The sequence below is a fragment of the Chthoniobacter flavus Ellin428 genome (assembly GCF_000173075.1).
In the GTDB taxonomy this organism is placed as follows: domain Bacteria; phylum Verrucomicrobiota; class Verrucomicrobiia; order Chthoniobacterales; family Chthoniobacteraceae; genus Chthoniobacter; species Chthoniobacter flavus.
The window spans coordinates 123,169-150,075 of sequence record NZ_ABVL01000018.1; the positions used below are offsets into that span (position 1 = coordinate 123,169).

The following is a 26,907-nucleotide window of genomic DNA, read 5'->3' on the forward strand; positions in this document are numbered from 1 at the left end:
CAACGAGGACACGCTGCGCGCGCTATTGTCCGGAGCCAAATTGAATGATCATTCCGCCAACAACGATCACGGCCAACCCGATCCACGTAGCGAGCGGTACGGTTTCTTTAAAGATGAAGTGACCGAAGAGCACACTCACCACCGCAAAGACCGCGACATACACGCCGAGGAGTTTGGAGAAATCCCATTTCACCGTGTTGACCACGATGCCGTAGGCACCGAGCACCACGAAGCCGGCGACGACGAAAAGTACTCCGCTCGTCCGCAGTCCTTTGCGAATGAGCGCATCACCGCCAACTTCCAAGAGGGCGGCTAAGACGAAGATAAACCAGGCAGATAGAGTCATAAGGGAAACATCCAACACCCAACGCCCAGCACCCAATGGTGCAAGCGCGCTGCAGTGGTCTTTCCTTCATTGGATGTTCGATGTTGGGCGTTGGGTGTTGGATGTTCAGTTTTCTACCGATGCCCCGTTTGCATCTTCGCCCAGAGGAACATCAGGCCGAAAAAGAGAATGGTTCCTAACACTGACAGGATCACCAGCTTCGCGCCCTGCCAATGCGTCTTCCACGCCTTTGGGGCCTGCAGGTGCTTGTAACGCTCCGTCAGCTTCACTGTTTCGGGATTATCCAATTCTTCTTTCATCGCCGCGGCCGAGCCATAGCGGCGATGCGGCTCCCGCTCCATCGCGTGCAGGATGATCTCCTCGAGTTCGGCGGAGATTTCCGGGTTGCGCTCCCGGGGCGCCACGGGATCACCGGTGATCCGCGAGTTCATGACGATGAACGGATTCTCCCCTTCGAACGGCACGTTGCCCGTGGCCATTTCATAAAGCACCGCACCGAGGCTGTAGATATCGGTGCGCTCATCGCCGCGCTTTCCTTTCACCTGCTCGGGCGCCATGTAATCCGGCGTGCCGAGCGTCGGGCTGAATCCCGCGAAAGTAATGCGCCGCATCTCCGCCGCCTTGGCGATGCCGAAGTCGATGATCCGCAGGCTACCGTCCTTGCAGATCATGATGTTCTGCGGCTTGAGGTCGCGATGAATGATCTTGTTCTCGTGCATGTGCGCGAGCGCGCCGCACACTTTGCTGGCAATGGCCATGGCGTCGTTCAACGGCAACGGCCGCACCTCGCTCATAATCTGGCTCAGCGGGCGTCCCTCCAGGAATTCCATTACGATATAAGGCCGGCTCTGATCCGGCATCTGGATGAAACGCAGGATATTTGGGTGATTCAGCACCTTGCCGATCTCCGCTTCGCGCTGAAACCGCGAAAACGACGCCGGATCCGACTCGAGCTGCATGTACGGAATCTTGACCGCCACGGTCTCGCCGTTGGTCTGATCCTTCGCCTTGTAGATGGACCCCATGCCGCTGCGGCTGATGACCTCCTCGATGAGGAAACGGTTATCGAGCATCTGCCCCGGGAGCACTTCGTTCGTCACGTGCCCCTGCCCTCCGCTGGCCGTTTTTTGTAAAATGGAAATCGAGTGGTCATGCTTCGGCTCATTCAAGCGGTCGACCTGCACCACTTGCACGGACAAATTATCGTCGGTCCCCCGCCGGACGGCGAGCGAGGTGAGATAAGGGCAAATTTCATCCATGTCCAGGCGGTCCACGCCCTCGCAGATTTCGCTATCGTTCATAAAGCAGTAGAGCCCATCCGTGGATTGCACGATGCGATCGCGGGAAAGCAGTTTGATCCGCTTGATGTCCGGCCGCACCACCGGCTCGTTGCCCACGCTGCGGGTCAGCACCGAGCGCAAATGACTCGCGCGCGCCTCGTGTTCGCTGATCAGGCGCAGCTTGACCTGCATCCCCGTGTAGGAGTGATCGCTAGTGAGCTTCTCGATCGTCTCATGTCGGACGAGGTAAACGCGGGTGTCGCCGACGTGGCCGATGTGCAGTTCCTTGTCGCGAAAGATGCACACCGAGAGCGTCGTGGCCATGCGCCCTCCGTTGCGATCGTTCATCCCGGCATCGTAAATCTGCAGATTCACGTGGTTGAACACGTCGCGCAGCAAGCGCTTCGGCGCGATCGTCGGGTCGGACTCTTGAAAAAGTTTCACGGCCAGATCCACGGCCATGCGGCTGGCGACTTCCCCATTGCCCTGGCCGCCCACGCCATCAGCCATCACCATGATCGATCCGCGCTTCAGGCGTTCGGCATCCTCGGTGGGCTGCCAGAATCCGATACTGTCTTCGTTGTGCTTCCGGACCGGACCGGCGTCAGACTTCGAGACGGAACTTAGTAACATGCTGGATAGCAAGGTGCGGCCACACCCTTTCGGATGTGGCCGCAACCGGATGATGTTGCTTCTTGAACAGTACTTCGTGGATTACGCCCTGGCCGCGACCGCCGGTGCTTCGACGTAGATCGACTTCGCTTTCTTCTTGCTCGAAGTCACGAAGTAGAACACCCCGTAGAGGCCCCACAGCGCCGCGACACCAAGGGCGATGTACGGTTCCTTCCAGCTCATGCCGGCCACGGTGAACGGACCGATGAGATAGAAGAGCATGCAAGCGAGGTTCGCCAGCAACCCAAAGATCGGGATGACGACATGCTTGAAGCCATGGAAGGAGTTGTGCTCCTTGAAGGCCACGATCGTGATCAGGCACGTGGTCATGTAGAGCAGGAAGGTGCCGAAGTTACTGATCAGCGTCACGATGACGAGCGTGTTAGGCAGTTTGGCATAGGAAGCCGGGTCGAACATCAGGAAGCTGTACCAGAAGTTATGATACTTCGGATCGAGCGCGCCCGGGGAGGTGCCGCCGAGATACACGATGACCGTCACGATCCCGAGGACCGCGGAGAGCGCGGCCAGCGTCCAGATGGCGCGGTGCGGCGAAGCCGTCTTGTCGTGCAGCAGGCCGAAGTGGGAACCCACTTCGCCGTCGCGACCCATCGCGTAGGTCACGCGAGCGCCCGTGCTGAGGCAGGAAAGCGTCGTGCCGATGAGCGCGAGGAAGACCGTCGCGGCCTGGACGAGCATGAAGATACGGCCGATCTTGTAACTACCGAAGAGCCAGGTGCCGACGATGACCATCATGTCACCGATGGGCGCGCCCGAGGCGGCCGCGTTCGGCATGGTGTAACCATTGTGCAAGAAGTAGTTCGCCGCGAAGTATTCGAGGAAGTAGCAGAAGCAGCCCTGCACTGCGAGGGAGAGCAGCACCGCACGCGGCACGTCGCGCTTGGCGTTCTTGGCTTCTTCGCCCATCGCCGTCACGGACTCAAAGCCCACGAGGATGAGAATGGCGATACACGCCTGGATGAAAATGTAGTTGAAGGAGTGCGGAGCGACGACCGAAGCCGCGCTGACGTGGCCGTTGAAGGTCGTGGGATCCTTGTCGGTGCCCGCACCGGTCACGGCGTCCGCTGCCTTGTAACTTACGGTGAAGTCCACCGCGATGGCCTTGCCGTCCTTGAGGATCAGCTTGCCGTCCTTGTCCTTCTGCAACACTGGATAGGGGTCGCCTTCGGCAATGCCTTCGGGAAGCGGGATGGCCGTATTGGCAATGTCTTCCTTGGTCACGACGCGATCCTGCTGTTTCCAGATCGGCTGGCCCTTGTCATCGACCTTCGGAGTCGGGGGCGTATCCGCCCAGGCGTCCTGCACCGGCTTGCCCTTGTCGTCGAGCACGTTCGTCGTGTCGACCTGATAGGCGACCGGCACGCCGCCCGAGAGGTGGAGGCCCTTGTCGCCGTCCTTGTGCTGCACGCGGTAAGCGATCGCGATGACGGTGAAGACGAGCAGCGCGGTGATCTGGATCACGTTGATCGCCGTGTTCACCCCCGTCGTGCCCGTGACGCCCCGGTAGGCGATGTAAGCTACGCCGAAGGCAAACACGATGCAGAAGAGGATCATGAACAGCGGGCTGTTATAGTTACCCGCAAAGGTGTCCGGGAAAAATTGGTTCAGGAGATAGCCACCCAGGATCGCCGTTACACCGACCATACATCCGGGATAGACCCAGTAGTAGAGGTGCGAAGCCCAACCGGTGAAGAACTTCGCGATCCGCGCGAACTTGTAAGCCTTCGTCTTACCGATGAAAGCCTGCTCGGCGTAGAGATACGATGAACCGGCGCCGGGATAGATTTTGGAGAGTTCCGCGTAGCTGTACGCCGTGGCAAAGCACAGGAGCAACGCGGCCAAAATACCAAACCACATCGACTGGCCGGCCAGCGGCGCGCCGTAGAGGGATTGGATTTGGAACGTGAGCCAGAGGAACGCCCCGGGCGCAATCAGCGCCATCGCGTTCATCGTGAGCCCCGTCAGGCCCAGAGTGCCTGTTGTGGGAGCAGGTTTAGGTTGTGACATAGGTGTGACTATTGGTGTGGTGGTTTCTGTAGGGAACGGCGCTACGCCGTGTGCCAGCCGCCCACTAGCATCGGATGTGCCAAGACACGACACCCCCGCTATATACAGAGGAAGATTGATCAATTCGGCCTGCGCGGCGGCGAAATTCGTCCAATCCACCTAGCGCGATTTGTGCGGAAAAACGTTACAAGTGGATAAAATTCCACATGGCAAGCATCGGCCGGATGACGATTTAGCCTCATTTCCGATGGCCGTGCCGGCGGTCGTATAATTAATTGACTTTCGAATCTATATTACAATAGCGTGCGGCGCGGCCAAATGAACCGATTTGGCCCCTCGGGGGATCGCGATCTCCGAGCGCGCTGGGATCCCGCGCGCGCAGCACCTCCCTGCTGGAGGGGCGGTCTACGCCCGTGGATGCGCTTCGTCGTAGGCGGTCTTCAGCCGCTCGATGGTCACGTGAGTGTAGATCTGCGTGGTGGAAAGGCTGGCGTGACCGAGGAGAGATTGCACACTGCGCAGATCCGCGCCAGCGTCGAGCAAGTGCGTGGCGAAGCTGTGCCGCAATTTGTGCGGGCTGACTTTCAGCGGGATGCTGGTGTGCGGCAGATAGCGCCTGATGACCAGCCAGACATTCGCCGCGGTAAGCCGGCGCCGCACTTTGCTCAGGAAGAGCGGACCCGCGTGCACATTGGCTTCCTGGCGATATTTCTGGATCGCCGTGAGAGCCGGTGCGCCGACGGGCACGACCCGCTCCTTCCGGCCTTTGCCGAGCACGCGCACGCTCTCGGAGTAAATGTCGACGTTCGCCACATCGAGCGCGACCAGTTCCGCGAGACGCAGCCCGCTGCTGTAGAAGAGCTCGAGGATCGCCGCATCACGCGCGGGCATCCAGACGGGAGCTTTCGCCGATTTTTCGATGCGCAACGGCGCGCTGAGCAGTTCGTCGATCTGCTTGGTGGTGAGCACGAGCGGGAGCTTTTTCTCCAGCTTGGGCAGTTGCACTTCCTTGAGCGGATTCTCCTTCAGTCCGTGGCGCTCGGTGAGAAATTTGTAGAACGTGCGCAGCGCGGCGAAATGCAGCCGGATGGTCGGTCGGGCGATGCCGCGCTTGCTGCACTCGAAGAGATAGCGACGGAAATGGTCGGCAGTCAGTTCCTTCCAAGCCGGCAGATTCGGCACCTGGCGAAACTCGGCGAGCGCGTGGCGATAATTGATGAGCGTGCGCGGGGAGGCGTTGCGCTCCACCTCGAGGAAGGTGAAAAAGTCATCGGCGAAGCGGTCGCGGTTGGGGCGTTTCAAGACGCGGCCATGCTACGGCGTGCCGGAGATGAAGAGAAGGATGAAGGCGGAAGGATGAGGGATGAAGAAATACGCGACCAGCAGGGTATATCTTGCCCTCCAAAAACGCGAAGCGCAGTTACTTCATCCTTCCGCCCTCATCCTTCATCCTTCTCTTCGTTTTTACTTCTTCCCGATAAGCGGCTTCAGCTCGCTCGGCTGGTTCGTGGAACCGACGTCGCCCAGGCGCGAGGTGCCGCGAACGAAGGACAGCGTGGCCGAGCGCTGCTCCACCCGGTCGGGTGATTGCGCGACGATTGGGATGGCGAAGTCGCCGTCCGGGAGCGTGAAGTGGTAGCGGAAGGTGCCGTCGGGCGCGAGTTTGATCTCTTTGCCATCGACCCACACCGTGGCGTCGGGATGCGTGCCGCCGTAGAAGATGATCTCGGCATTCACATGCATGAAGAAGCCGCGCTCGCGCTTGACGCTGAAGGGCTGCGCGCTCCAACTGGCGCCGATGCCGCTGAAGAGGCTCATCGTCGTCGGCCCGAGCGTCTCGAGCAACGCGCCCGAAAGGCCGCTGGCGCTTTCGCTGTGCAGCTTTTGCTGGAGTTGCTTGCGCAGGAGCTGGTCGATCTCTTCCGAGCCGAGGCCGAGGCGATCGATGAGCGTGTCGCCGAGCAACGCCGCCAACACGCGCTTCTGCTCGTCGGTCCAGGTCGGAGCCTTGCCGCCGCGGAATTCGACGCGGCCTTCGCCAGCGATGCGGGCCAGCACTTCGATCAGGCTTTCGCCTTCCATCATCTTTTCCTTCACCAGCTCGAGCATGCGCTCAAAGGAAAGGTGCGCGGGGACCGTGGCAAAATTCGCAACGTGCTCTTCGTCTGCCAAGGCATCCGCCGGAGTCACGGCCACGCCGGACTGCACTACGCGGTGCCAGTGGCCCGCCTTGTCAAAAAAGCCGATCTCCGCGAAATAGGCCGTTTCGGGGCTGTTCACGGCGACATACCAATTGCGGGCCTCGGGGTTGATCTCCACCAGCGCCGCATCGTCACCCGCCGCCGTCGTCACCTTCAGGAAAAATTGCTTCACCCCACCGCGAAAAGTGGCCGCCGGATACTTCGCCCAATTGAAATCCCAATAGCTGAAGAGCCAGCGCGGATCGCGCGCCACGAGGAACAGCGTGTCCTCATAATACGACTCCGGCAGCTCGCCCAAATTCTCGTATGCCGGCGCCGCTGCACTCGTGCCCTCGGTCGTCGACCCGATCTCGAATTTCGCAACCTCCACTTCCTCGACACTGGCGATCACCGGTTCCTTGGCGATCTGAAACGCGCCGTTCTTTTTGACGGCCGTCGAAGAACTGCTTTTCGTTGGATCGGGATTGTTTTCGGGCATAATGATATCCTTTCGTTTCGACGTAGCCTGCTTGGACGTCTCGCGCCTCCTAACAGTTCAATCTTCGCTCGTCAACAAATTCATCCCATTTTACACCTGATTTTTACAAATCCTCGCCACACGTAAGCGAATTCCTGACAAATTCTTGCATTATTCGATCTCATGCTGACCAAACGCGTTATTCCTTGTCTTGATGTCCACGATGGAAAAGTGACGCGCGGCGTCCAATTTGGCCGCGCTGAAGACGGTGGTCTACGCAATGTCGGCGATCCCGTGGAATTGGCCATCCGTTACAACGATCAGGGCGCGGACGAAATGGTCTTCTTTGACATCACCGCCAGCGCTCATGGACGGTCGACGATGATCGACGTCATTCAGCGCACCGCCGCGCATTGTTTCATGCCGCTGACCGTCGGCGGAGGCATCCGCAAGACCGAAGATATGCACGCCCTGCTGCACGCGGGGGCGGACAAGGTGAGCATCAACTCCAGCGCCATCGCCACCCCGGAACTCATCAGCGCCGGCGCGGAAAAATTTGGCAGCCAGTGCATCGTGGTGAGCATCGACGCGAAGAAAGTGGCGCCGGATCGCTGGGAGGTCTTCGTGCAAGGCGGCCGCAAGGCCACCGGGCTCGATGCCGTGGCTTGGGCCACCGAAGCAGTGCAGCGCGGCGCCGGCGAGATTGTGCTCAATTCCATCGACGCCGATGGCACCAAGGCAGGCTACGACCTGGTCATCACCCGGCGCATCAGCGAAGCGGTGGGAGTGCCCGTCGTCGCCAGCGGTGGTGCGGGCAAGCTGGAGCACATGGTGGAAGTGCTCGACCAAGGCAAGGCCGACGCCGTCCTGGCCGCGAGCATCTTTCACTTCGGCACCTACACGGTGAGCGATGTGAAGCGTTACCTCGCGGAGCACAACCTGCCGGTGCGCCTGCCGGAGTCCGTAGGGGTGTAAGCGGAATCACCCCCAGCACCGCAATTCCGAGCAAACGGAACCGCAATTCCGAGCATGCCATCCAGCCGTGGCCTTGCTAGCCTCGCGCCCCTCATGAACCTCCGCACCCGCCACGCCGCACCCCTGTTTGCCGCGTTTCTGTCCCTAATCGCTGCGCAAACCCTTCGCGCGGGCGAAGCCATCACTTCCACTACCACCTCCGCGCCGGACACGCGCTACGGCCTCTTCGGCCTGCTCGACCACCGCAGTTCCTACGGCCAGAATATCTTCCCAGAGCCATTCCGGGTCGATGACTCCGACCAGGAAGACAACGAATTCCGGCTCGACTGGTATCACGCCAAGGCGGGCGCATCCCGGACGGATTTTGGGAAGATCGAATTCGAAAAAGGCTTCGGACCGGTGACCTTCGAGATCGAGGCGCCCTATGAGCGCGATGCCTCGCCCGACGGCGTGGTGCAAGGCGTGGCCAACATCGACCTCGGCCTGCGCATGCCAGTCTTTGAGTACGTCGAGCCGCACGGATTTTTCGACACCACGTTTGGTGTCGCCATGGAAGTCGGCATCCCCACTGGTTCGGAAATCAGCAAGAACCCCGAATGGGTGCCGAAGATCTTCAACGATCTGCGCATTGGCTCGCACGTCACGCTACAAACCGTCGTCGGCTACTCCATCCTCACCGGTCCGGGCGAAGACAGCGGCCTGCATACCCTCGAGTACGGTTTTGTCTTCGGCTACACCCTCCAGCACAAGGAACTCCCCATTCCCGGCGTCCTGCAGTTCATCCCCATGTTCGAAGTGTCCGGCGAAAGAACGCTCAACCACGTCGACCAGACAAACGGCGTCACGGCCAGCGTGGGCTTCCGGGCGAATATTAAGAGCATCGGGCCGATCCAGCCGCGCATCGGTGTGGCCTATGTCTTCCCGATGAACGGCGTCGCCCGTGATGACGTGCACCACGGCATCTATACGAGCTTCGTCTTCGAGTTCTGATCCTGGCTCCCGCTTCCGAATAAAGTCATTCCTCGGTTGGCAGGCGTTCGACATTCCATCCGTCGACACCTGCCGAATTGCATCAAGACCCGATCCTTCGCTAACCTCGCCTCATGAGTGCCGACCCCACCCCCGAATGCTGCTGTCAACTGGATCGCCGCGGTTTCCTGCTCCTTGCGGCCTCGGCGGCAGTCGCCGCGGGGTGTGAATCGGTCAACACCGGTGGCACTGGGACTCCGCATATCGTCGATGCCGGTCCTGCGAGCGCCTATGCGAAGGATGGCGTCTATTCGCAGTATCGCAGCCTGGGCTTTTTCGTCATCCGACGCGGCAGCCAGCTCACCGCTCTCTCCTCCATCTGCACTCACCGGCAGTGCAAACTCGATGCCGAGCCAGACCGCACCTTCTATTGTCCCTGCCATGGCTCGACCTTCGATCCCGCGGGCAAGGTCACCGAAGGCCCCGCGAAGCGCGACCTGCCGACTTTCGCCACCGCCACGAATGCCAGCGGACATTTGCTGGTCACCGTGATCGGATAAGGGCTATTCAGCGCCTTCGACCGCCGCGACGATGCGCACGGCCTGCGCCGCCGCGCGCACGTTGTGCACCCGGAAAATGTGCGCCCCCCGCAACATCCCCTGCACGATGCAAGCCACCGTCCCGGCATCGCGCTCCGCGGCATTCTTCAGCCCCAGCACATCCCCGATCACCGTCTTCCGCGATACCGGCAGTAGAATCGGCCGTCCGAACTGATGTAACCGCTCCAGCTCCCGATAAATCCGCAGATTGTCCGCCCGCTGCTTGGCGAAATCGATTCCCGGATCGAGCACGATGGCATCCCGCGCCACGCCAGCCCGCTCGGCCAGCGCGATCTTCTCGGCGAAGAACTCCTCGATGCGCACCATCACATCGTCATAGCCCACGTGGGTATGCGCCACCTTCGGCTGGCCGATGGTGTGCATGATGAGCAAGGCCGCGCCGGAATCCGCGCACAGCCGCGCATTCTCGTCGGTCGGCAAGCCGCCGATGTCATTGAGCAAGTCGCCGCCTTTCGGCAACACGGCGCGAATCACTCCCGGCCGCCAGGCGTTGATCGAGAGCAGCGGCCACGACGTGCCTGCCGGACGATTCGCCCGCAACTCCGGCCAGCGCTCGATGAAGCGCAGCAGTTGCGCGGCCTCTTCCTCCTCGGGGATCGGGCCGCGATTCGTCCGCGCACTCTCCGCGCCAATATCGATGATCGTCGCCCCATCGGCCATTTGCTGGCGGGCGCGCTCCAGCGCGGCGTCGATATCGGTCACCCCATCGCCGCTGAAGGAATCGGCCACGAGATTGACGATGCCCATGATGAGCGGGCGGGCCGGGAACTCCCAGATAACGTCGCGGAATTCCAGATTCACGGCAGAGGCACAAAGGAGATCTCGCGCCGGCGAAAACGCCCGGTCTGCGTATAGCCCGCCGCCTTGGCCAGCGCGACCGCGTCGGCAAACCCGGCCCCGAGTTCCTCGACAGCGTGGGCATCGGAATTGATCAGCAGCGGCACCTCCGCGGCGTGTGCCAGTTGCAGGAATTCCAGCGCCGGATACTGCTCGCGGCAGTCCTTGCGCCAGCCGGCAGTATTGATTTCAAATGGCGTCTTCGTCTCCGCCAGCGCCGCAATGACCGGCTCATAAAAGCGCCGCAAATCCCCCTCCGGACGGAAGCCAAACTTCTTCGGCAGATCGGGATGCGCCACGAAATCGAACAGCCCGCTGCGGATGCACTGCTCGTAAACGCGCCAGTAGGTCGTCCAGATTTCCTCCGCATGGCCGGCGTGGCGTCCCACGTATTTCGGGTGATCCACCTCCCAGCCCTCCGGCATGTAATGCACGCTGCCGATCAAAAAATCCCACTCCGCCAGCCCAGCCAGCTCCTCAATCCACGCTTCCCGACCGGCCAGGAAGTCGCACTCCAGGCCGATGCGGATGGAAAGCTGCGAAAATTCCGCCCGGGCTTTCTCCACTTCCTCCAGGTAGCGTGGCAGCTCTTCGCGGGACATCCGCCAGTCGTCGAAATACTCCGCCATGGGGTTGTGATCGGCAAAACCCAGCTCGCCGAGGCCCAGTTCCACCGCCCGCCGGGCAAACTCCACCGGCCAGCCCGTGGCATGGTGGCAGAGCGGCGTGTGCACGTGGTAGTCGGAAAGGGCGGAATACATTTGGGTGCCAGCCAATGTGCCGGAACGTGACGAATGACGCACGCGCGAACTCTCCGCTTGCCGCGAATCCGCCACATCGCCAACCTTGGCCCGCATGAATTTTATCGAGACCGTCTTTCAAAAACTGAAGCGGCATCCCAAACGCATTGTCTTTCCCGAGGGCACCGAGCCGCGCGTCCTGCGCGCTGCCGCCCGTTTCGTGAAATTACAGCTCGGTGCGCCGGTGGTGCTGGGGCGCAAGGACGAAATCGAGAAGATCGCCGTGGCGGAGGACATCAGCCTCGACCATATCGGCGTCATCGATCCCACGACTTCATCCGAGCTGCCGACCTTTGCCGCCCGGCTGGAGAAGCTGAAGCGTTATCGCAACCTCGGCACGAAGCAGGCCAACGAGATCCTGGCCAACCCGAATTACTTCGGCGCGATGATGGTGCAATACAACCAGGTCGACGGCCTCGTGACCGGCGCCCGCGATACCGCGAGCAGCGCCCTGCGTCCGCTCATCCAGCTGATCAAGCCGCTGCCGACCACGACCAGCATTTCGAGCTGCATGATGCTCGACCTTTCCAACAAGCGCTACGGCGAGCGCGGGGTCATGTTCTTCGCGGATTGCGCGGTCATCCCCGAGCCGAATGTGGAGCAACTCTCCGACATCGCCGTGCAGACCGGCGCGATCTGCCGCCAGCTCACCGGCAACAAGCCGCGCATCGCCCTGCTCAGCTTCTCGACCAAGGGCAGCGCCAATCTGCCCTCGCCGCAGAAAGTCGCCGCAGCCACCGCACTCGCCCGCCAAAAGGCCGACGCCCAAGGGCTGGAAATGGAAATCGACGGCGAACTCCAGGCCGACACCGCGCTGCTACCCGACCTTGCTGCGCGCAAGGCGCCGAGCAGTCTCGTGGCCGGCAAGGCGAACGTGATGATCTTCCCCGATCTGAACAGCGGTAACATCGGCGCCAAGCTCGTGCAGTATCTCGCCGGCGCGGAAACCTATGGCCAGATCCTACTCGGCCTCTCGCGTCCCTGCGCCGATCTCTCGCGCGGCGCCACCGAGGACGACATCCTCGGCGTCGCCGCCATCCTCGGTCTCCAGGCGATCGAATACCGTAAGCTTTACCCCCCGAACCCCAGCGACGCGTGATGCCAACCCTTTCCATCTGCGTCTCGCATGAATAGCGTCACTCCACGCCTCTTTATTGCCGCGACCGAGCAAAACGCCGGCAAGACCACCACTTCGCTCGGCCTTTTCTCCGCTCTGCGTAAGACGCACGGCCGCATCGGTTTCATCAAGCCGGTGGGACAGCGTTTCGTCGAAGTCGACGGCAAGCGCATTGACGAAGACTCCGTGCTCATCGACCAGACGTTCGCCGTCCACACGCCGCTCGAAGCGATGAGCCCCATCGCCGTGGAGCCGGATTTCACCCGGCGCTACATCGAGAATTCGAACAACGAATTCCTCGTCCGGCGCATCCAGAATTCCTTCGACCGCGCGGCGTGGGAAAAGGATTTCGTGATCATCGAAGGCACCGGTCACGCCGGGGTCGGCTCGGTGTTCGATCTTTCCAATGCGCGGGTCGCCAAGCTGCTCGGCAGCAAGGTGCTGCTCATTGCCGGTGGCGGCATCGGCAAGCCGATCGATGAAGTCGCATTGAACAAGGCGCTCTTCGACAAGGAGGGTGTGGAGATGGTCGGCGTGATCCTCAACAAGATCATGCCCTCGAAGTTCGATTACGTCTGCGACTTCGCCCGGCGCGGCCTCAAGCGGCTCGGCATCGATCTCATCGGCGCCATTCCCGAGGAACCCATCCTCGCCAATGCCACGCTCGGCCAGATTTGTAAATCGACGCGCGGCCAGTTCATCAACGGCAAGACGAAGTCCCGCCGCCGTGTGCAAAAGGTGGTCATCGGCGCGATGAACTCCGGCCACGCCATGCAGCACTTCAAGCCCGGCACACTCATCATCACCCCCGGTGATCGCGAGGACGTCATCCTCGCCGCGCTCTCCTCGAGCACGCTCAGCGAAAACGACGGCCATTCCATCGCCGGCCTCGTCCTTTCCGGCGATCTCGTCCCGAATTCACCGATCATGGAGCTGCTCAAGAATTCCGACGTACCCACCATCGCCTCCCCGCTCGACAGCTACACTGTGGCCAGCAGCATCCACTCGATGACCGTCAAAACCCTTCCCGGCGACGTGGAGAAGATCGACAAGATCCAGACCCTCATCGAGCGCTACGTCGAGGTGGATCGGTTGATGGGGAAGCTGTGAAGCCGGAAGTGTTTAGTGGGGAGTATTCAGTGATTAGTAATCAGTAATCCACGCGCGCAACCGCTCTTACTGATTACTGATTACTGATTACTAAGCACTAAGCACTAACCCCTTCCGCCCCTAATCCCGCGGCGTTTCCTGCTTCGGCTCGACCGGCTCCGCCCGGCGCACTTCCATCTCCTCCGGTTCTTCGGCCTTCTCGCCCTTCTTCTTTTTCGCCTTCTTCTCCTTGGCTTCGTCCTTGAAGACTTCCCGCAGGACTTTGCCGATAAGGGGCGCAGCCACGGTGCCGCCGTGCACCTCCGCGTTGCTCACATCGCTCTCGTAAACCACCGCAAACGCATACTTTGGTTTATCCGCCGGGGCGAAGCCCGAGAACCACGCCGCGGTGCGCTCTTTGTTTTTCGGACCCCACTGGGCGGTGCCTGTCTTGCCGGCGACTTTCACATTCGGCACGGATGCCCGGCCGGCGGTGCCATTGGCATCGGACACCACCTGCACCATGCCGCGCTTCACTTCCTTCAAAATCTTCGGCTCGAAATCGATCTGCGAACGCGCGCGCACGCCATACGCGGTAACGATCTTGCCATCGATGCTCTGCACCTGCTTCACGAGGCGCGTCTGGTAAAACGTGCCACCGTTGCCGACGATGGCCATGGCCTGTGCCATCTGCAGCGGCGTGACCAGCACGTCGCCCTGGCCGATGGAAAAGTTCGCCAGGTCGCCGTCGAGCATCTTGCGCCCGTGGACTTTTTTCATGAACTCGTCGTTCGGAATGCGACCCTCGTTTTCCGAGGCGAGCGGAATGCCAGTGCGCGCGCCGAAGCCCAGTTTCAACGCCCATTCGCCCATGCGGACGCCGCCAGCCTTGATGCCCACTTGATAGAACCAAGTGTCGCAGGACTGCGTGAGCGCGTCCGCGAAATTCAGCATGCCGGCGTCCCTCTTCTTCCAGTTGCGGAAAGTGAGGTGGCCAATCTCGATCGAGGGCGGGCAACTGAACTCGGTATCCGTCTCGATGATGTGATCCTGCAAAGCCGCGATGCCAACCGGAATTTTGAACGTGGACCCCGGCGGGTACGAAGACCGGAACGCGCGCGGAATCATCGGAATTTGCGGATCGTCCTGCAACGCCTTGTAGGCCTCGGCGGAGATATTCGGGATGAACCAATTCGGATCGATCGTCGGCCATGAAGCCATGGCGAGGATGTCGCCGTTGTTCGGATCGACCATCACGATCGCCCCGCGCTTCGCGCCCTTTTCGAGCGCCTCTTCGCAGAGCCGCTGCAAATTGGAATCGAGAGTGGTGACGACGTTGTAGCCCGGCTGCGGCGGGATCACGACCTGCTCGCTGGCCTTCCGCCCGGTGGGATCGAAGGTGATGTTGTATTGTCCCTCCTTGCCCTGCAGTTGGTCGTCAAAGGTTTGCTCCAAGCCTTCACGTCCTTCCGCCCCGGGCCAGAGCACTTCGTTGTTCTGGATCGGGCCATCGGGCATGCGGCCGGTGCGGCCGGCGTAGCCGACAATGTGGCCGGCGAGGCCGTGATTCGGATAATAGCGCTGGTAAGTGGGCAGTAGCGAAAGAGACTTCGGCTTGCGCTCGTTGAAGCGGTCGATCTCGTCCTGCTTCAAGTCCTGCGCGATGACCAGTGGGAGCACGCCACGGTTCTTGTAATGCTTGAGCAGCAAATCCTGGGTGATCGAGATTGGGCGGCCCGTGATGGAGCGGGCGAGCATGATTTGCGGCGCCGCGTACTGCATCACCTGCTCATCGGTAAAGGTGAGCGGCGTGGGGAAATTGATCGCCAAATTGTAGCTCACCCGGGTCTGTGCGAGCGGGTCACCGTTGCGGTCGACAATCTGCCCGCGTGGCGCCGGGATATTGAGCACATACGTGCGGGCCTGCTTCTGGGTATCCCAGGTCGGCGTCAGGCCGCCGGGTTTCACCGGGGCTTTGTGATCCACGGAGGCCAACGGCCCCGTCGCCACGGGCGCTTGCACGGCGGGACGCGGTTCCTGCGCACTCGCCAGGGCGAGTGTCAGCGGGGTCAAAAACAGAAAAAGCGACCGGCGTGTCATGGAACCCACAGCCTAGGCCGGATAGGGCATTTGCTCAACCCCTCTCGTGCAGAAGGCTGTTTCTTGGGGCAATGCCCTCCGTGAGTGCTTGGCAAGGGCCAGTCGCCGATTGGAGGGCGCAGCTCCGTCCTAAGCATTACCCACATCTTTGCCCGGTTTACGGACAGCGGAAATTCGGCTGCGGCTCACTGGGAGGGGCGACTTCCTAGAAAAACCCCTGCGTCGCGGAGCGACGCCCTCAAAGAGAGGCGCTGCGCGCATCGGTTTTTCGGTCGGCGACCAGGAAGTCGCCGCTCCCAGTGGTGCTATGCGTATCGACGTCCAAACAACGGGCAAAGATGTGGGTAATGCTTAGGCTCCATCAGCGCCCCAATATTTAAGCGGCGACGGAGCGCCGCCCTCCAATCTACCGCACGGTAAATCGCGGATTCTGTCCCAAAAACCGGATCGGATTCTGGAAGACCAGCTTGTCGATCGTTTCTTCGGAATGCCCGCGGCGGCGCATCTCGATAGCTGTCTTCGGGACGGCGAGCGGGTCGCTGCGGCCCCAGTCGCAGGCGCTGTTCAGCCACACCCGCTGGCCACCGTAGACCTCGAACATGTCGACGGCGCGCGCCGGGGTGGTCTTCGATTCCGGGTAAAGCGTGATGCCTGCCCAGAAACCGGCATCGAGCACCATCTGGATGGTGTGCTCCTCGACGTGGTCGATGATGCAGCGGTCCGGCTTGATGCGCGAATCGGCCAGCAAGGCATCCAAAATCAACCGCGTGCCCTTGAATTTGTCCTCGAGGTGCGGCGTGTGGACGAGGATGAGTTGATCGTGCCGCGCCGCGAGATCGATGTGCTGTTCGAGCACCTTCAATTCGTTACGTGTGTTCTTGTTCAGCCCGATTTCGCCGATGCCCAACACGTTTGGCCGGTCGAGGAATTTCGGGATGAGCGAGATCACCTCGGCTGCGAGCGTGGTGTCTTCGGATTCCTTCGGGTTGATGCACAGCCAGGTAAAATGCGGCAGGCCAAACTTGGCCGCGCGCTTCGGCTCGTAGTCGGTGAGCTGGCAGAAATAGTCGTAAAAGCCTTCGGGCCCGCTGCGATCGTAACCGGCCCAAAACGCCGGTTCGCACACCGCGCGGCAGCCGGCGATGATCATGGCTTCGTAGTCATCCGTCGTGCGGCTGACCATGTGTCCGTGGGGTTCGATGTAGCGCATGTCAGTGGGTCTCCGGTCCGGGCCACGCACCGATGGCGCCTTTGCCCGGCGCTTTCGGAATCGGCTCGGTGGTGGGGTCGCTGAGCGACAGCAGCACGCTCTTCGCGCGCACCGGTTCGTTATGTTGCAATTCCTCGAGAGCCTTGCGAAAGGCCGCGAGGCGGAAATCGGGTTCCCCTTCGCCACGATCCACCCGGTCGAGAAAGGCCGCGATGTCGATGAGTTTCGACCGGGCGTCCATGAAGTAGAGATCGAGAATGCTCTGGCGGGTCATAGTCTAACTTAGTTTCGGAGGGGTGAAGCGCAACCGGGTTCAGAATTCGCGTCGCGCCCATTCTTCTTAATCTTAATCTTACTCTTAATCTTAATCCTCTTCTTCAGACGGGCGCGCTCGGGATTAAGAGTAAGATTACGATTAAGAGTAAGAGGCGGCCTGAGAGCCGCCCAAACAACACAACCCCGGAGTTTCCTCCGGGGCTGTGCGTCAAACTGATAATTGGCGGGTTGAAAAAGGGCTTACTTGTCGTCGGGATTGAAATCCTTGTGGCCCTTTTCCTTCTCGTCCGAAAGCTTCTCGAAGATCTTCTTCGCGTCGTCGGTCTTGCCGGCTTTCACCGCAGCTTCGAGATCGTCGAAGGTCTTGACCACTCCGTTCATCTGTTCCTTGTACTTCGCGACATAGGCAGCCTTGTCGCCAGCCGGCACGTCCTTGGTCTTGGCGGGCTCGAGCTTCAGGCATTCGTCGAGGCTCTTCTTGGCCGTGGCGATGAGGGCGAGGTTGTCATCCTTCTTCGCCGGATCGTCGATCTGCCGCTTCATCGTGCGGATGTTCTTGTTGACGACCTTCATGGCCTTGGCCAGCGGCGTGTCGTCATCGGCAGCCATGGCGGCGAAGTTGAAACCAACGGCCAGAACGGCCACGAGGGTTAGGAGGGATTTGAATTTCATAATGTGGATGAGGTGAGGGTGTCGAAGTTGCGGTTTTCAGGGGCGATTGCCAAACTCTTTGTTACGCAACTTCATCGTAGTTCATTGACGTGACGACCGCCCGTCCCAGTCAATCTTTGCGGCATTTTTGGAAAATAAATTCACTACTCGGCGCGCAGGGCTTCGACGCCGCTATCGCGCAAGGCAACGCGGGTGGCCAGCCAGGTCCAGAAGACGCAACCCAAGGCCAGCGCCGCGAGCAGGATCGCCATTTCGCGGACCGGGAAACCGCCCGCTTTCTGCCCGAGATTCGGCCAAACGCCAACCAGCGCGCTGACGGTGCCGATGACCAGCGCGACGACGATGAGCCAGCGGTGCTCGATGAAGACGAGCTGCCGCAATTGGCGCGACCGGAAGCCAACCGCGGCGAGCAGGCCAAATTCGCGGCGTCGCTCGAGGACATTGCGCGCGACGACCACAGCCAGCCCCGCACTGCCGAGCAGCAAGCCGAGACCGCCGAGCGCCTGGAAAATGGCGAGATAGGTGTTTTCCACGGCTTGGAATTCGCCGAGCTTGAGCGCGGTGGAAGTGAGTTCGAGGCCGCGGTCGGTGAGCGCGCGCGAAAGATCCGCCCGCACCGCGCTGGCCTTGGCCGGCGGGCAATCGATGAGGAAATAGCGATAGCCGCCGCTGCTGGGGAAATGCTTCACGAATTCGCTTTCTGCGATGATGACATTGCCTTGCAGGATGGAACCCGTGAGCGCGGCCACGATATGGACCTTTAGCACCTGCCCGCTTTCATCGTGGTATTCGATGGTGTCGCCCACGCTTTTCTTCACGGAATATTCGAGGGTGTTCTGGTCGGCGATGCCGGGGATTTCATCGGGCTTTATCGTCGTCGAGAGGACATTCCAATCGCCCTTGCCGCCGGCGAATTGAAACGCCTTACGTTCGGCAAGGTCGCTCGGTTTCACCCCGAGAATGCGCGGTTGCGTGGCAAGATTGAGATTGAGGCAGCTCGCCTCATCGCCATCGCGCACGCGCAGCGGGACCACATGGACGTCGCGCATCGTGTCTTCACTCAGGCCGTACGCTTCACGACCTTTCGGCGAATTGAGGTCTTCGTAAACCGGCGTGGCAGACTCGCCGACCAGCGCAAAGCCGCCCGTCCCAGGATCGCTCGTATCGCCGTCGCGCGGCGGCGGATGACGGAAGGAATCGACGGCCACGACCATAAAGACACCGCTGGCCAGCACAGCGATCGTCGCCAGACTGCGTCCACGACGGCGGGTGGTATTGCGCGCCCCGAGTTCGGAGAGGCTGGCGAGCCCAGCCGTCGCGGCGATCGCCAGGTGGCGCAGCCAGCCGAGCTCAAAAAGCAGACCCGAAATAAGCAGCAACGCACCGGCACCGAAAAAGGCCTCGGCGCCTTTGACCGAGAGCAGCAGGCCGACGGCGACGAGCAGCGAGACGGCAGCAAAGATAATGACGACGACCGGCCGACGCTGACGCTGGGCGGTCTCGACGGCCTCGCCGTTTAAGAGCTCCCGCGCACTGTGCCGCAATTGCCGCCGGCTGGCCAGCCACATGGCGATGAGCGCCACGATCACGCCCGAGAAGATGCCGGTGACCAAGGTTTCGGGTGGGAGGACGAATTGAAACTGCACCGAACCGACCGCGCCTTTCCACACCGTGGCCAGCGCGTGCAGAACAATCTTGGTATAAAGTATACCCAGGAAAGCGCCCACGATGCTGCCGACAAAAGCCAGCACCGTACCCTCGGCGAGGAACAGCCACCGCACTTGCTTTGGCCGCAAACCGAGCGCGAGCAGCAGGCCGGCTTCCGCATTGCGCTGCTCCAGCGAGAAGACGAAGAGCATACCCGTGAGCACCGCGGCGGCGATGATGAGGAAGAACGAGAAATAAACGAACAGCTGACCGAAATCGACTGGGGCATTCGTCGCCGCCAGCGCCTGGTCACGCAGCGGCAGGAATTGGAAGCCGAGATCTTCCGGCGTGAGCTTGGCGAGGATTTCTTTTTGTAGCGCCGCCTTGTCCGTGCCAGCCGGCCAGCGGATCGCCGTCACATTGCCCCAACGATTGCCCCACAGCTCCTGGCCGATCTTCAGATTCACGAACGCCTTCGGCGTGCCGCGATACTGCTCCCAGTATTGCTGGTCCTTGTCGCGCATCTTCGTCGAGTCGAACTCGAACCCGGGCTTCCAATCGCGGCAGTTCTTCTTGTCGGCGAGGCCTGGAAAATCGGGCATCCACGAGCCGTTCACTTGCGGCGCGTCCATCGGCAACACCGCGCGCACGGTGAATTCCTGCGCCTTCTCGAGAAGCTGCCGCCGCTCGCCCATGACGTAGTATTTGATCGTCACCTTGCCGCCGACGGCGAGAGACAGATCCTCCGCCAGCCATTGCGTGATGACGACCTCGTCGTCCTTCAAATCCTCGGGAATCGGCCCCCCGGGGCCCGGCGTAACTGCGGTGACCATCGAGTACGGCGTCGCCTTGTCGCCTGCGCCGAGTTCATTGACGAAGTAAGTGAGCACCATTGTTCGCTTCTTGCCGCCCGCAAAGGTCTCGCCTTTTGCGAGCGGTGAGGCGGCAACGATTTGCGGATCGAGAAAGACGCGCGGGCTGCGCAACTCCACCCCACCAGTCTTGAGATCGAGCAATTCCAGCGAGGCGTCGGCGAGCGAGAAATCCTTCGTCACTGCGGCGTGCGTGGCCGTCGGCCCAGACTGCCCATCGAGCAGCAGATTCGCCTTATCGGCGAGCGCCGTCTTTTGCTGCAACACGCTGAGGGGAGCGAACGCCGAAGCCGGCGGGATCTGGCTCGCGGACAGCGAGAAGTTGCCGTAATCCGCCGCGGAGACCACGCGGGCGACCTTCGCCCGAATGGCCACCACATCGTTCTCATCTCCCGAGAGTGGCGCATCGCGAGAGAAGACGCCGGGCTTTTCCACGCGCGCGATGAGCGTGTCTCCCACTTTCGCGTCCAGCTGCTGCGCGAGTCGTTCGTTGAGGACGATGCCATCCTTCGGCAATTCCACTGGCTGGCCCGCTTGCGAGAGTTTCCAGAAATGATCGTCGACGCCGAGAAGTTGGATCGTGTTCACCCGGGCGGCGCCATCCGCGCGAGCAATCGAAGCGCGCAACATCAACACCGGTGCGGCATCCGCCCCGACCGATGGCGCGAGCGCCGTACGGAAGAAACGATCGCCCGAAGTCATGGCTGTCTGTGTCTTGCCGACGCGCGCCAAAGCCTGTCCCCGCAACGTCGCCTTCACCGAATCCCCCACCAGCAGCGCACCCGTCAACACCAGCGCCCCCAATGCTGCGCCGATGAGCACTCCCAGATGCGTGCGCCAGTAATAACGCGCCCCGCTCAGGACCAGCGTTCGCGCGTTCATGATTTGGCGATGAGTTTGCCGTCCACGAGTTCCAGCACGCGGCCCATGCGTTGCGCGAGTTCGGGAGCGTGGGTGACCATGATGACCGTAACGCCGTGGGTGCGATTCAACTCGGCGAGCAGGTCGACCAGTTTGCCGGCATTCACGCGATCGAGTGCGCCAGTCGGTTCGTCGGCGAGGAGCAACTTCGGCGCATTGATCAACGACCGCGCCACCGCCACCCGCTGGCGTTCGCCGCCGGAGAGTTCGCCGGGACGATGATTGAGACGGTGCTTCAGCCCGACCGCCTCGAGCAACTCCTCCGCCCGCCCTCGCGCAGCTTCGCGCTTCGCCTTCGGCACGGCCAGCGTGGGCACGAGGACGTTTTCGAGAATCGTGCACTGCGGCAGCAAATGGTGCAGTTGAAAGATGAAGCCGACGGTGGTGCTGCGATAAGCGGCAAGCTCGTTCTTGCTGAGCTTTTCGATGTCCTGCCCATTGACGATCACTTCGCCGCTATCGGCCTTGTCGAGCGCGCCGACGACGTTGAGCACGGTGCTTTTTCCCGAGCCGGAGGGCCCGGTGATCGACAGCGTCTCGCCGGGCGCCATTTTCAAATCCACTCCGCGCAGCACCTCCACGGCATCACCGCCGTCGGGGGCTCCGTAAGTCTTCGTGAGGTTGCGAATTTCGAGGAGCATGGTGTTAGTCTATTCGCGCCAAACCCAACGTCGCGCTTTCATTTCGAAACGCGGAAGGGTGTGTTCCGCCACACGCGTGACGGGAATACGCAGGGAAAATGTCGAGGTTAGCGCGCGCTCCAGTTTTTTCGCCGCGCCGTCGTCCGGGCTTTCGATTTGCACTTCGACTTCGGTCAAGGTGTTGCGCCGGCTGATCTCCACCCGATACTCGTCGATCTCCGGCACGAGCCGCACCGCGGAATCGAAAGCCGCGGGATACAAATTCACGCCGCGCACCACGACCATGTCGTCGGCGCGCCCGATGATCCCGCCCGCCAAGGCAAACCCCGGTTCCTGTTCCGCGCGCCGCACCAGATCCCCCGTGCGATAACGCAGCAGCGGACACGCCGCCCGCCCCAGCGTAGTCAGCACCAATTCCCCCACCTCACCTGGCGTCACCGCTTCGCCCGTTTCCGGCCGGATGATTTCCGCAAAGTAAGAATCCTCGATGATGTGCAGCAGATCGGCCCGCTCCGGTGTCTGGTAAGCCGTCGGCCCCACCTCGGTCATGCCGTAATGATCGAGCACCTGCGCCCCGTGCCACGCCTCGGTGATCCGCCGCCGCACTTCGGGCACGCTCCCGCCGGTCTCCCCGGCGACGATGATCTTCTTCACCGCCGCCTGGCGAAGGTCGATGTCCTCTTCCTTCGCCGCCTGCGCGAGACGCAGCGCATAAGTAGGCGTGCAACACAGCACATTCGCCTGATGCTGGATCATCGCCCGCACGCGCGCCGCGCTCCCGAGCCCACCGCCCGGGATGCCGAGGTAGCCGCACTTCGCCGCGGCATCGAAGGCCGTCCAAAAACCGAGGAACGGCCCAAAGGAAAACGCGAAATAAATGCGATCCCCCGGCTCCAGCCCACCGCCCTGGTAAATGGCCGCCCAATTACCGAGCATCCACTGCCAACTCTCCGGCGTATCGAGAATGACGAGCGGCCGCGCAGTCGTGCCGCTCGTCTGGCAAAAGCGCGTATAGCGCTCCAGCGGATAGGTGTGATTCGTGCCGTAAGGCGCGTGCGCCGCCTGATCGACGACCAGATCCTGCTTATGCGTGAAGCTCACCCGCCGGGAGAATTCCTCCAGCGAAGTGATCGCCCGCGCCTCCACACCATCCGCCTCGAAGCGTCTGGTGTAGAAGCGATTGCCGGGCGTGAGTTCCGCGAGCAGCGCGCGCAGTCGCTCGATCTGGCTCATGGAGCGGCGAGGGGGCTTCCGCTGGACAGATTCCCGGAACTAGGCCTTTTGCTCCGCGGGAGCCTTTTGCTCGGTCGCGGCTTTTTGCTCAGCCGGAGACTGTGCGGGAACCGTCGCCGCCGCCGGCTTGTGCCCATGCGGGGGCGCGGGCTTGAATTTCGTCACCAAGGCGCCACCGAGAACGGCGCACACCATGCCGATCCAGAACGGAATCGGAACGCTCGCCCAGCCACCCGCCGGCGGCTTGACGGCCAGGGCGATGATCGCATTCACCACCGGCGCACCGGCGAAGATGATGGTCATGACGACCGCCGGGTTCCCCTTCGCCCCAAAGGCGAGCAACGCACCGAGCGCGCCGACGGCGCCGACGATGCCCGCGATGAGCGACAGGGCCATGCCCTTCACCGGGTAGTCCCAGTTCGCACCACTAAACACGAGGATGAGCAAGGGCGCGAGCACGGCGGCCAGGAAGTAGGCGATGCCGACGAAGAGGAAAGCTTTGATCCGCCCGTTGGCCGGGTCGTGCATCCCTTCGGAACCCGTGGCGAGAAAGATGCCATAGGTGCCCCAGCAAAAGACGGTCAGCATGGCAAAGGAGAGCCAGGGAGCGGAAGATTGAGCAGCAGATGTAGGTGGCATGATGTGATGTAGTGGTAGAGTGGAGTGGTTTGAAAATCAGGCTGCCGCCGGAGTTCTTAGGAGTTCCGGAGGAGCAGCGGAAATCTTGGCCCGAATGCGATCGGGAATCAGCACTGGCACGAGCTTGCCGGTCGTCTTGTCCACCGTAGTGCAGACCGCGGCGACATTGCCCCGCGCGACCTCGGTGCCGTCGCCCACCTTGCGGAAAATGAACTGGTAACGGATTGAACGGCTGCGCACTTCGGCGACGATGAGATGAATTTCGACTTCTTCCTCGAACCGCAACGGCGCCCGGTAATCGCACGAAGCGCTGACCCGCGGCCAACCGATCGTCGCATCCTCTTCCACCTCATGAATGGTGAAGCCGAGCGACCGGAAGAAGGCGTGTTCGGCCGCCTCCATCATCCGGAAGAAATTGGAAAAGTGCATGATGCCTGCCATGTCAGTTTCCGCAAATTCCACGCGGCGGGTGTGCTTGAATTCGTAAGGCATTGGCGCGGAAGTTAATGGACTGGTTGCGGCGCGTCTATCATTTCGCGCGTCGTTGCCACCAAACGTTCCGCCAAACGACCGATGGTGTATTCTCGCTGGACCGCCGCACGGCCGCTCTCGCCCATGGCACGGGCCTTTTCTGGGGCGGCCAGGAGCGATTCAAGGGCCTCGGCCAGGCGCTCCGTACTGTCGGCGTCCGCCGTCCCCAAATTGAAAAGCGTACCCCCGCCAGTGCCTTCGATGATTTCCGGAAAAGCGGCGGCATTCGGCAGGATCGCAGGCACGCCGGCGGCCAGGGCCTCGATCACGTACATGCCAAAGGCCTCCCCATACGTAGCAGGCACGGAAAAGAGGGTCAGGCCCTCCAGGAAAGCGATTTTCTCTTCGCGGCTCACGTTGGGATACCACTCGACGCTGCCTTCACACCCGGCCTCACGCAAACGCACCTTCAAGGTGTCCACGTAACGCGCATCCGCCTCGGTCATGGAGCCGGCACAGCGGAGCTTCAATTCGGGGAAACGGCCACGCTTTTTCAACGCAATGAACGCATCGACCAGCAGACCCAAACCCTTGCCCGGAATGAAGCGCGCGAGATAGCCGATCACGTGCTCCGGGCGGGAGGATGTGCCCACATAGCCATCCAGCGAAATGCCATTGGGGATGATCTGGATGAGCCGTTCGCGATCGGTGGCCGTCCAACCGCTGCGGTTGGCCATGAGTTCGCCAAAGTATTGGCTCGGGGCGATCCAGCGATCGGCATCGCGCATGCGCTCGCCGAGGAGCTTCCAGACACGTTCGGTCCACGGTGCGCCAAGGCCGTCGATGAAAGCGTCCTCGCCCTGCAAAAAGCCGATGACCGGCACGCCCAGTTCGGCCTTGAGCCGCCGCGCCATACCCGCCTGCAGTGCGGTGGAAAGCCAGATGGCATCGGGCCGGGCGTGCTCGCGCAACCAGGCGATGAGTTCTTCGATCTCCGAGGCCTGATTCCCCTGCTCGCCTTCCAACATCGAAATGGTGAGCTTCGCCACATCCGGCCCACCGGTGCGCGCAGCCGCTTTCCCGGCGACCAGACGCAACAAAGCACGACTGGAAAGCAACCGATCCAGCCAGCGCGGCATGTGGCGCAGCCACGGCACTTTTTCCCGCAGGTAGGTGCTCACGCCGCCGAAGAAGATCGGCGTATCCGGGCTGGCCGCGTCTTCGTCGAGCGTCAGCGGCAGATACATCGGCAGCATCAGAGCGTCGTGCCCTTGCCGGTGCAATTCCTTGGCCAGCGCATTATCGCGCATGCAAACGCCGCAGTGATAGCTGCCGGTTCCAGGCGTGAGCAGGACGATCTTCATGCAAGGACTACTGACCGCGAAGATCGTAGCAAATCAACCGCGGCTTGCTGTTCTGGCTGCCCGGCTGGTTCTGGCAAATGAAAAGGCGACCGTCGCTCAAGGCCGGCGGGGTCCAGCTTTCCGGTGCGTTGAAGAGCTTTGCCGCGGCGGTGATCTTCGCGCCCTTGGGCGTGAGATCGAGCCACGCCAGGTCGCCATTTTCCCCCAAGGCGAGGAAAGCGCCATCCGCGCGGAGCAACGAGCCACGCTGGTATTTGCTGCCGAGATCGTCGCGCCACAGTTCGCGCCCGCTGGCCGCTTCATAGCAGACCAGGTCCGCATTCTGCGGATGCTGTCCGGCGAATCCGTAGAAGTGCCCTTGAAATGCGACCGCAGAAGTCACGTAAGTATCGAATTTGCGCGCCCGCCAGGCCACCTTCGCAGTGAAATCCGGTGCAATCTCCACGCAAGCGCCGCCCTCGGTGTACGCCTCGGCGACGAAGACGTCATTGCCCGAAATCACTGGCGCGGAAATGCTCACGCTGGCAAACATGCGCGCGCGATGCGGCGTGGCGCTGAGCACCTGGCCATTGGCAGCATCGATAACCAGCAAGCCACCGGTCGGCGGATCGGCCATCCCGCCTTGAAAAGCGAGCACGCACTCGCGCCCGTAAAACTGGGCCGGCACCGGCGAGGAGTAGCTCGATCCCCACGGATATTTCGCCGCCCACACTTCGCGCCCGGTTTGCTTGTCGAGCGCGACGACGGATTTCTGGTCCTCGGTGCCGAGCGGTACGATGAGCTTGTCGCCCATGACCAGCGGCGTGCCGCCCTGACCGAAAAAGGTGGGCAACAGGCGATAATCATTCGCCAACTCCTTCTTCCACTTCACCGCACCGGTCGCGAGATCCAACGCCTGGAGCGTGCCCTTGATGCCCAGGGTGTAAACCACGCCGGCATCGATGACCGGGCTCGTCCGCGGCCCTGGACCGGCGCCGTACTGCGATTGATAATCCGCGGAGTAACTCACCCGCCACAACCGCTTGCCGCTCGCGGCATCGAGGCAATCGACGTCTTCATCTCCATCGAGCGCGTGAAAGAGCACGACCTTCCCTCCGGCAATCGCCGGACCGGTGTGGCCATCGCCCTTCTCATATTCCCACAGCTTGCGCGGACCTTCCTTCGGCCATTGGTGAAGAAGCTTCGTCTCCGCCGAAGAGCTGTCGTTGTTCGGCCCGAGAAAGCGCGGCCAGTCCGCGGCACAAGCAGACGCGCCGGCCAAGACGAGCGCTGCCAAGCCGAGGACTACGAAATGCTTCGCGCTTCGAGCCAGCGAGCGAACGACGCTTGCGTTCTTGGAGTGCGCCAGTCCCCTGGCGCTTTGGGAATCGGTCATCGAAAAGCGCCAGAGCGCCTCAAACATTGCGCAGTTCTTCCATGGCTGCGACGAAGTCGCTGCGTTGGCGCGGAAGGTTGTCCCGGAGGGACAAAGGA

23 protein-coding genes are annotated in these 26,907 nt (G+C 61.7%); 5 read left to right on the top strand and 18 right to left on the bottom strand.

Annotated features, from left to right (window positions below; all coding sequences use genetic code 11):
- Positions 1–22 precede the first annotated feature (22 nt).
- The 5 genes from CFE428DRAFT_RS23920 to CFE428DRAFT_RS23945 all read right to left on the bottom strand — a co-directional run bounded on the left by CFE428DRAFT_RS23920 (position 23) and on the right by CFE428DRAFT_RS23945 (position 7,002).
- Positions 23–346, bottom strand: coding sequence for a hypothetical protein (locus CFE428DRAFT_RS23920; protein WP_006982248.1), 324 nt, complete (start codon positions 344–346; stop codon positions 23–25).
- Between the two features lie 113 nt (positions 347–459).
- A complete protein-coding gene (locus CFE428DRAFT_RS34360) occupies positions 460–2,259 on the bottom strand; it encodes a bifunctional protein-serine/threonine kinase/phosphatase (RefSeq protein WP_006982249.1) in 1,800 nt (599 codons plus the stop codon).
- An 81-nt stretch (positions 2,260–2,340) separates the two neighbouring features.
- Entirely contained in the window at positions 2,341–4,323 is a 1,983-nt protein-coding gene (locus CFE428DRAFT_RS34365; protein ID WP_006982250.1) for an APC family permease, read from the bottom strand.
- Between the two features lie 405 nt (positions 4,324–4,728).
- A complete protein-coding gene (gene xerA / locus CFE428DRAFT_RS23940; RefSeq protein ID WP_006982251.1) occupies positions 4,729–5,625 on the bottom strand; it encodes a site-specific tyrosine recombinase/integron integrase in 897 nt (298 codons plus the stop codon).
- A gap of 162 nt (positions 5,626–5,787) precedes the next feature.
- A complete protein-coding gene (locus CFE428DRAFT_RS23945; protein WP_006982252.1) occupies positions 5,788–7,002 on the bottom strand; it encodes a DUF4912 domain-containing protein in 1,215 nt (404 codons plus the stop codon).
- Positions 7,003–7,164: 162 nt separating this feature from the next.
- Between CFE428DRAFT_RS23945 and hisF the strand changes: the two genes are divergently transcribed.
- The 3 genes from hisF to CFE428DRAFT_RS34370 all read left to right on the top strand — a co-directional run bounded on the left by hisF (position 7,165) and on the right by CFE428DRAFT_RS34370 (position 9,485).
- Entirely contained in the window at positions 7,165–7,956 is a 792-nt protein-coding gene (gene hisF, locus CFE428DRAFT_RS23950; protein WP_006982253.1) for an imidazole glycerol phosphate synthase subunit HisF, read from the top strand.
- A 93-nt stretch (positions 7,957–8,049) separates the two neighbouring features.
- Complete coding sequence (locus CFE428DRAFT_RS23955; protein WP_042725662.1) at positions 8,050–8,946, top strand: hypothetical protein; 897 nt, start codon at positions 8,050–8,052, stop codon at positions 8,944–8,946.
- Positions 8,947–9,059: 113 nt separating this feature from the next.
- Entirely contained in the window at positions 9,060–9,485 is a 426-nt protein-coding gene (locus tag CFE428DRAFT_RS34370; RefSeq protein ID WP_006982255.1) for a QcrA and Rieske domain-containing protein, read from the top strand.
- A gap of 3 nt (positions 9,486–9,488) precedes the next feature.
- Here the strand turns inward: CFE428DRAFT_RS34370 and folP are convergent, their stop codons facing one another.
- Positions 9,489–10,346, bottom strand: a complete 858-nt coding sequence (gene folP, locus CFE428DRAFT_RS23965; protein ID WP_006982256.1) for a dihydropteroate synthase — start codon at positions 10,344–10,346, stop codon at positions 9,489–9,491.
- A complete protein-coding gene (locus tag CFE428DRAFT_RS23970) occupies positions 10,343–11,143 on the bottom strand; it encodes a histidinol-phosphatase (RefSeq protein ID WP_006982257.1) in 801 nt (266 codons plus the stop codon). The genes folP and CFE428DRAFT_RS23970 overlap by 4 nt, the downstream gene beginning before the upstream one ends.
- A gap of 94 nt (positions 11,144–11,237) precedes the next feature.
- On the opposite strand from CFE428DRAFT_RS23970, the gene CFE428DRAFT_RS23975 reads away from it, so the two are divergent.
- Together CFE428DRAFT_RS23975 and CFE428DRAFT_RS23980 are read left to right on the top strand one after the other, a co-directional pair.
- Positions 11,238–12,281 (top strand): phosphate acyltransferase, encoded by a 1,044-nt coding sequence (locus CFE428DRAFT_RS23975; RefSeq protein WP_006982258.1) that lies wholly within the window; start codon positions 11,238–11,240, stop codon positions 12,279–12,281.
- A 27-nt stretch (positions 12,282–12,308) separates the two neighbouring features.
- Positions 12,309–13,409 carry a phosphotransacetylase family protein gene (locus CFE428DRAFT_RS23980; protein WP_006982259.1) on the top strand — a complete coding sequence of 367 codons (1,101 nt, stop codon included), beginning with the start codon at positions 12,309–12,311 and terminating at the stop codon, positions 13,407–13,409.
- 120 nt (positions 13,410–13,529) lie between these two features.
- On the opposite strand, the gene mrdA is transcribed toward CFE428DRAFT_RS23980, so the two are convergent.
- From mrdA to CFE428DRAFT_RS24035, 11 genes are all read right to left on the bottom strand, one after another.
- On the bottom strand, positions 13,530–15,461 hold the full coding sequence (gene mrdA, locus CFE428DRAFT_RS23985) for a penicillin-binding protein 2 (protein ID WP_049975739.1): 1,932 nt from the start codon (positions 15,459–15,461) through the stop codon (positions 13,530–13,532).
- A gap of 433 nt (positions 15,462–15,894) precedes the next feature.
- Positions 15,895–16,698: a TatD family hydrolase gene (locus CFE428DRAFT_RS23990; RefSeq protein WP_006982261.1), complete on the bottom strand. Its 804-nt coding sequence runs from the start codon at positions 16,696–16,698 to the stop codon at positions 15,895–15,897.
- A gap of 1 nt (position 16,699) precedes the next feature.
- Positions 16,700–16,972 carry a hypothetical protein gene (locus tag CFE428DRAFT_RS23995; protein WP_006982262.1) on the bottom strand — a complete coding sequence of 91 codons (273 nt, stop codon included), beginning with the start codon at positions 16,970–16,972 and terminating at the stop codon, positions 16,700–16,702.
- Positions 16,973–17,214: 242 nt separating this feature from the next.
- A complete protein-coding gene (locus CFE428DRAFT_RS24000) occupies positions 17,215–17,646 on the bottom strand; it encodes a cytochrome b562 (RefSeq protein ID WP_006982263.1) in 432 nt (143 codons plus the stop codon).
- A gap of 143 nt (positions 17,647–17,789) precedes the next feature.
- Positions 17,790–21,047 (bottom strand): FtsX-like permease family protein, encoded by a 3,258-nt coding sequence (locus CFE428DRAFT_RS24005; RefSeq protein WP_006982264.1) that lies wholly within the window; start codon positions 21,045–21,047, stop codon positions 17,790–17,792.
- Positions 21,044–21,727 (bottom strand): ABC transporter ATP-binding protein, encoded by a 684-nt coding sequence (locus CFE428DRAFT_RS24010; protein WP_006982265.1) that lies wholly within the window; start codon positions 21,725–21,727, stop codon positions 21,044–21,046. Before CFE428DRAFT_RS24010 ends, CFE428DRAFT_RS24005 begins: the two co-directional genes overlap by 4 nt.
- 9 nt (positions 21,728–21,736) lie before the next feature.
- Entirely contained in the window at positions 21,737–22,960 is a 1,224-nt protein-coding gene (locus tag CFE428DRAFT_RS24015) for a phenylacetate--CoA ligase family protein (RefSeq protein ID WP_006982266.1), read from the bottom strand.
- Between the two features lie 39 nt (positions 22,961–22,999).
- Positions 23,000–23,599, bottom strand: a complete 600-nt coding sequence (locus CFE428DRAFT_RS24020) for a DMT family transporter (RefSeq protein ID WP_202797491.1) — start codon at positions 23,597–23,599, stop codon at positions 23,000–23,002.
- Positions 23,600–23,635: 36 nt separating this feature from the next.
- Entirely contained in the window at positions 23,636–24,091 is a 456-nt protein-coding gene (locus CFE428DRAFT_RS24025) for an acyl-CoA thioesterase (RefSeq protein WP_006982268.1), read from the bottom strand.
- Positions 24,092–24,102: 11 nt separating this feature from the next.
- Positions 24,103–25,434, bottom strand: a complete 1,332-nt coding sequence (locus CFE428DRAFT_RS24030; RefSeq protein WP_006982269.1) for a glycosyltransferase family 4 protein — start codon at positions 25,432–25,434, stop codon at positions 24,103–24,105.
- Between the two features lie 7 nt (positions 25,435–25,441).
- Positions 25,442–26,907: outer membrane protein assembly factor BamB family protein (locus tag CFE428DRAFT_RS24035; RefSeq protein ID WP_237705552.1), on the bottom strand; the 1,466-nt coding region annotated here is incomplete at its 5' end.

Excerpts from the sequence above, each read along its gene's own strand:
- hisF (WP_006982253.1), top strand. The coding sequence starts at position 7,165 with ATGCTGACCAAACGCGTTATTCCTTGTCTTGATGTCCACGATGGAAAA.
- CFE428DRAFT_RS23955 (WP_042725662.1), top strand. The coding sequence starts at position 8,050 with ATGAACCTCCGCACCCGCCACGCCGCACCCCTGTTTGCCGCGTTTCTG.
- CFE428DRAFT_RS34365 (WP_006982250.1), bottom strand. The coding sequence starts at position 4,323 with ATGTCACAACCTAAACCTGCTCCCACAACAGGCACTCTGGGCCTGACG.
- CFE428DRAFT_RS23975 (WP_006982258.1), top strand. The coding sequence starts at position 11,238 with ATGAATTTTATCGAGACCGTCTTTCAAAAACTGAAGCGGCATCCCAAA.
- CFE428DRAFT_RS23945 (WP_006982252.1), bottom strand. The coding sequence starts at position 7,002 with ATGCCCGAAAACAATCCCGATCCAACGAAAAGCAGTTCTTCGACGGCC.
- CFE428DRAFT_RS34370 (WP_006982255.1), top strand. The coding sequence starts at position 9,060 with ATGAGTGCCGACCCCACCCCCGAATGCTGCTGTCAACTGGATCGCCGC.
- CFE428DRAFT_RS24020 (WP_202797491.1), bottom strand. The coding sequence starts at position 23,599 with ATGCCACCTACATCTGCTGCTCAATCTTCCGCTCCCTGGCTCTCCTTT.
- CFE428DRAFT_RS23980 (WP_006982259.1), top strand. The coding sequence starts at position 12,309 with ATGAATAGCGTCACTCCACGCCTCTTTATTGCCGCGACCGAGCAAAAC.
- CFE428DRAFT_RS24000 (WP_006982263.1), bottom strand. The coding sequence starts at position 17,646 with ATGAAATTCAAATCCCTCCTAACCCTCGTGGCCGTTCTGGCCGTTGGT.
- CFE428DRAFT_RS24010 (WP_006982265.1), bottom strand. The coding sequence starts at position 21,727 with ATGCTCCTCGAAATTCGCAACCTCACGAAGACTTACGGAGCCCCCGAC.
- CFE428DRAFT_RS24005 (WP_006982264.1), bottom strand. The coding sequence starts at position 21,047 with ATGAACGCGCGAACGCTGGTCCTGAGCGGGGCGCGTTATTACTGGCGC.
- CFE428DRAFT_RS24030 (WP_006982269.1), bottom strand. The coding sequence starts at position 25,434 with ATGAAGATCGTCCTGCTCACGCCTGGAACCGGCAGCTATCACTGCGGC.
- CFE428DRAFT_RS34360 (WP_006982249.1), bottom strand. The coding sequence starts at position 2,259 with ATGTTACTAAGTTCCGTCTCGAAGTCTGACGCCGGTCCGGTCCGGAAG.
- CFE428DRAFT_RS24025 (WP_006982268.1), bottom strand. The coding sequence starts at position 24,091 with ATGCCTTACGAATTCAAGCACACCCGCCGCGTGGAATTTGCGGAAACT.
- CFE428DRAFT_RS23970 (WP_006982257.1), bottom strand. The coding sequence starts at position 11,143 with ATGTATTCCGCCCTTTCCGACTACCACGTGCACACGCCGCTCTGCCAC.
- CFE428DRAFT_RS23995 (WP_006982262.1), bottom strand. The coding sequence starts at position 16,972 with ATGACCCGCCAGAGCATTCTCGATCTCTACTTCATGGACGCCCGGTCG.
- CFE428DRAFT_RS23920 (WP_006982248.1), bottom strand. The coding sequence starts at position 346 with ATGACTCTATCTGCCTGGTTTATCTTCGTCTTAGCCGCCCTCTTGGAA.
- CFE428DRAFT_RS24015 (WP_006982266.1), bottom strand. The coding sequence starts at position 22,960 with ATGAGCCAGATCGAGCGACTGCGCGCGCTGCTCGCGGAACTCACGCCC.
- CFE428DRAFT_RS23990 (WP_006982261.1), bottom strand. The coding sequence starts at position 16,698 with ATGCGCTACATCGAACCCCACGGACACATGGTCAGCCGCACGACGGAT.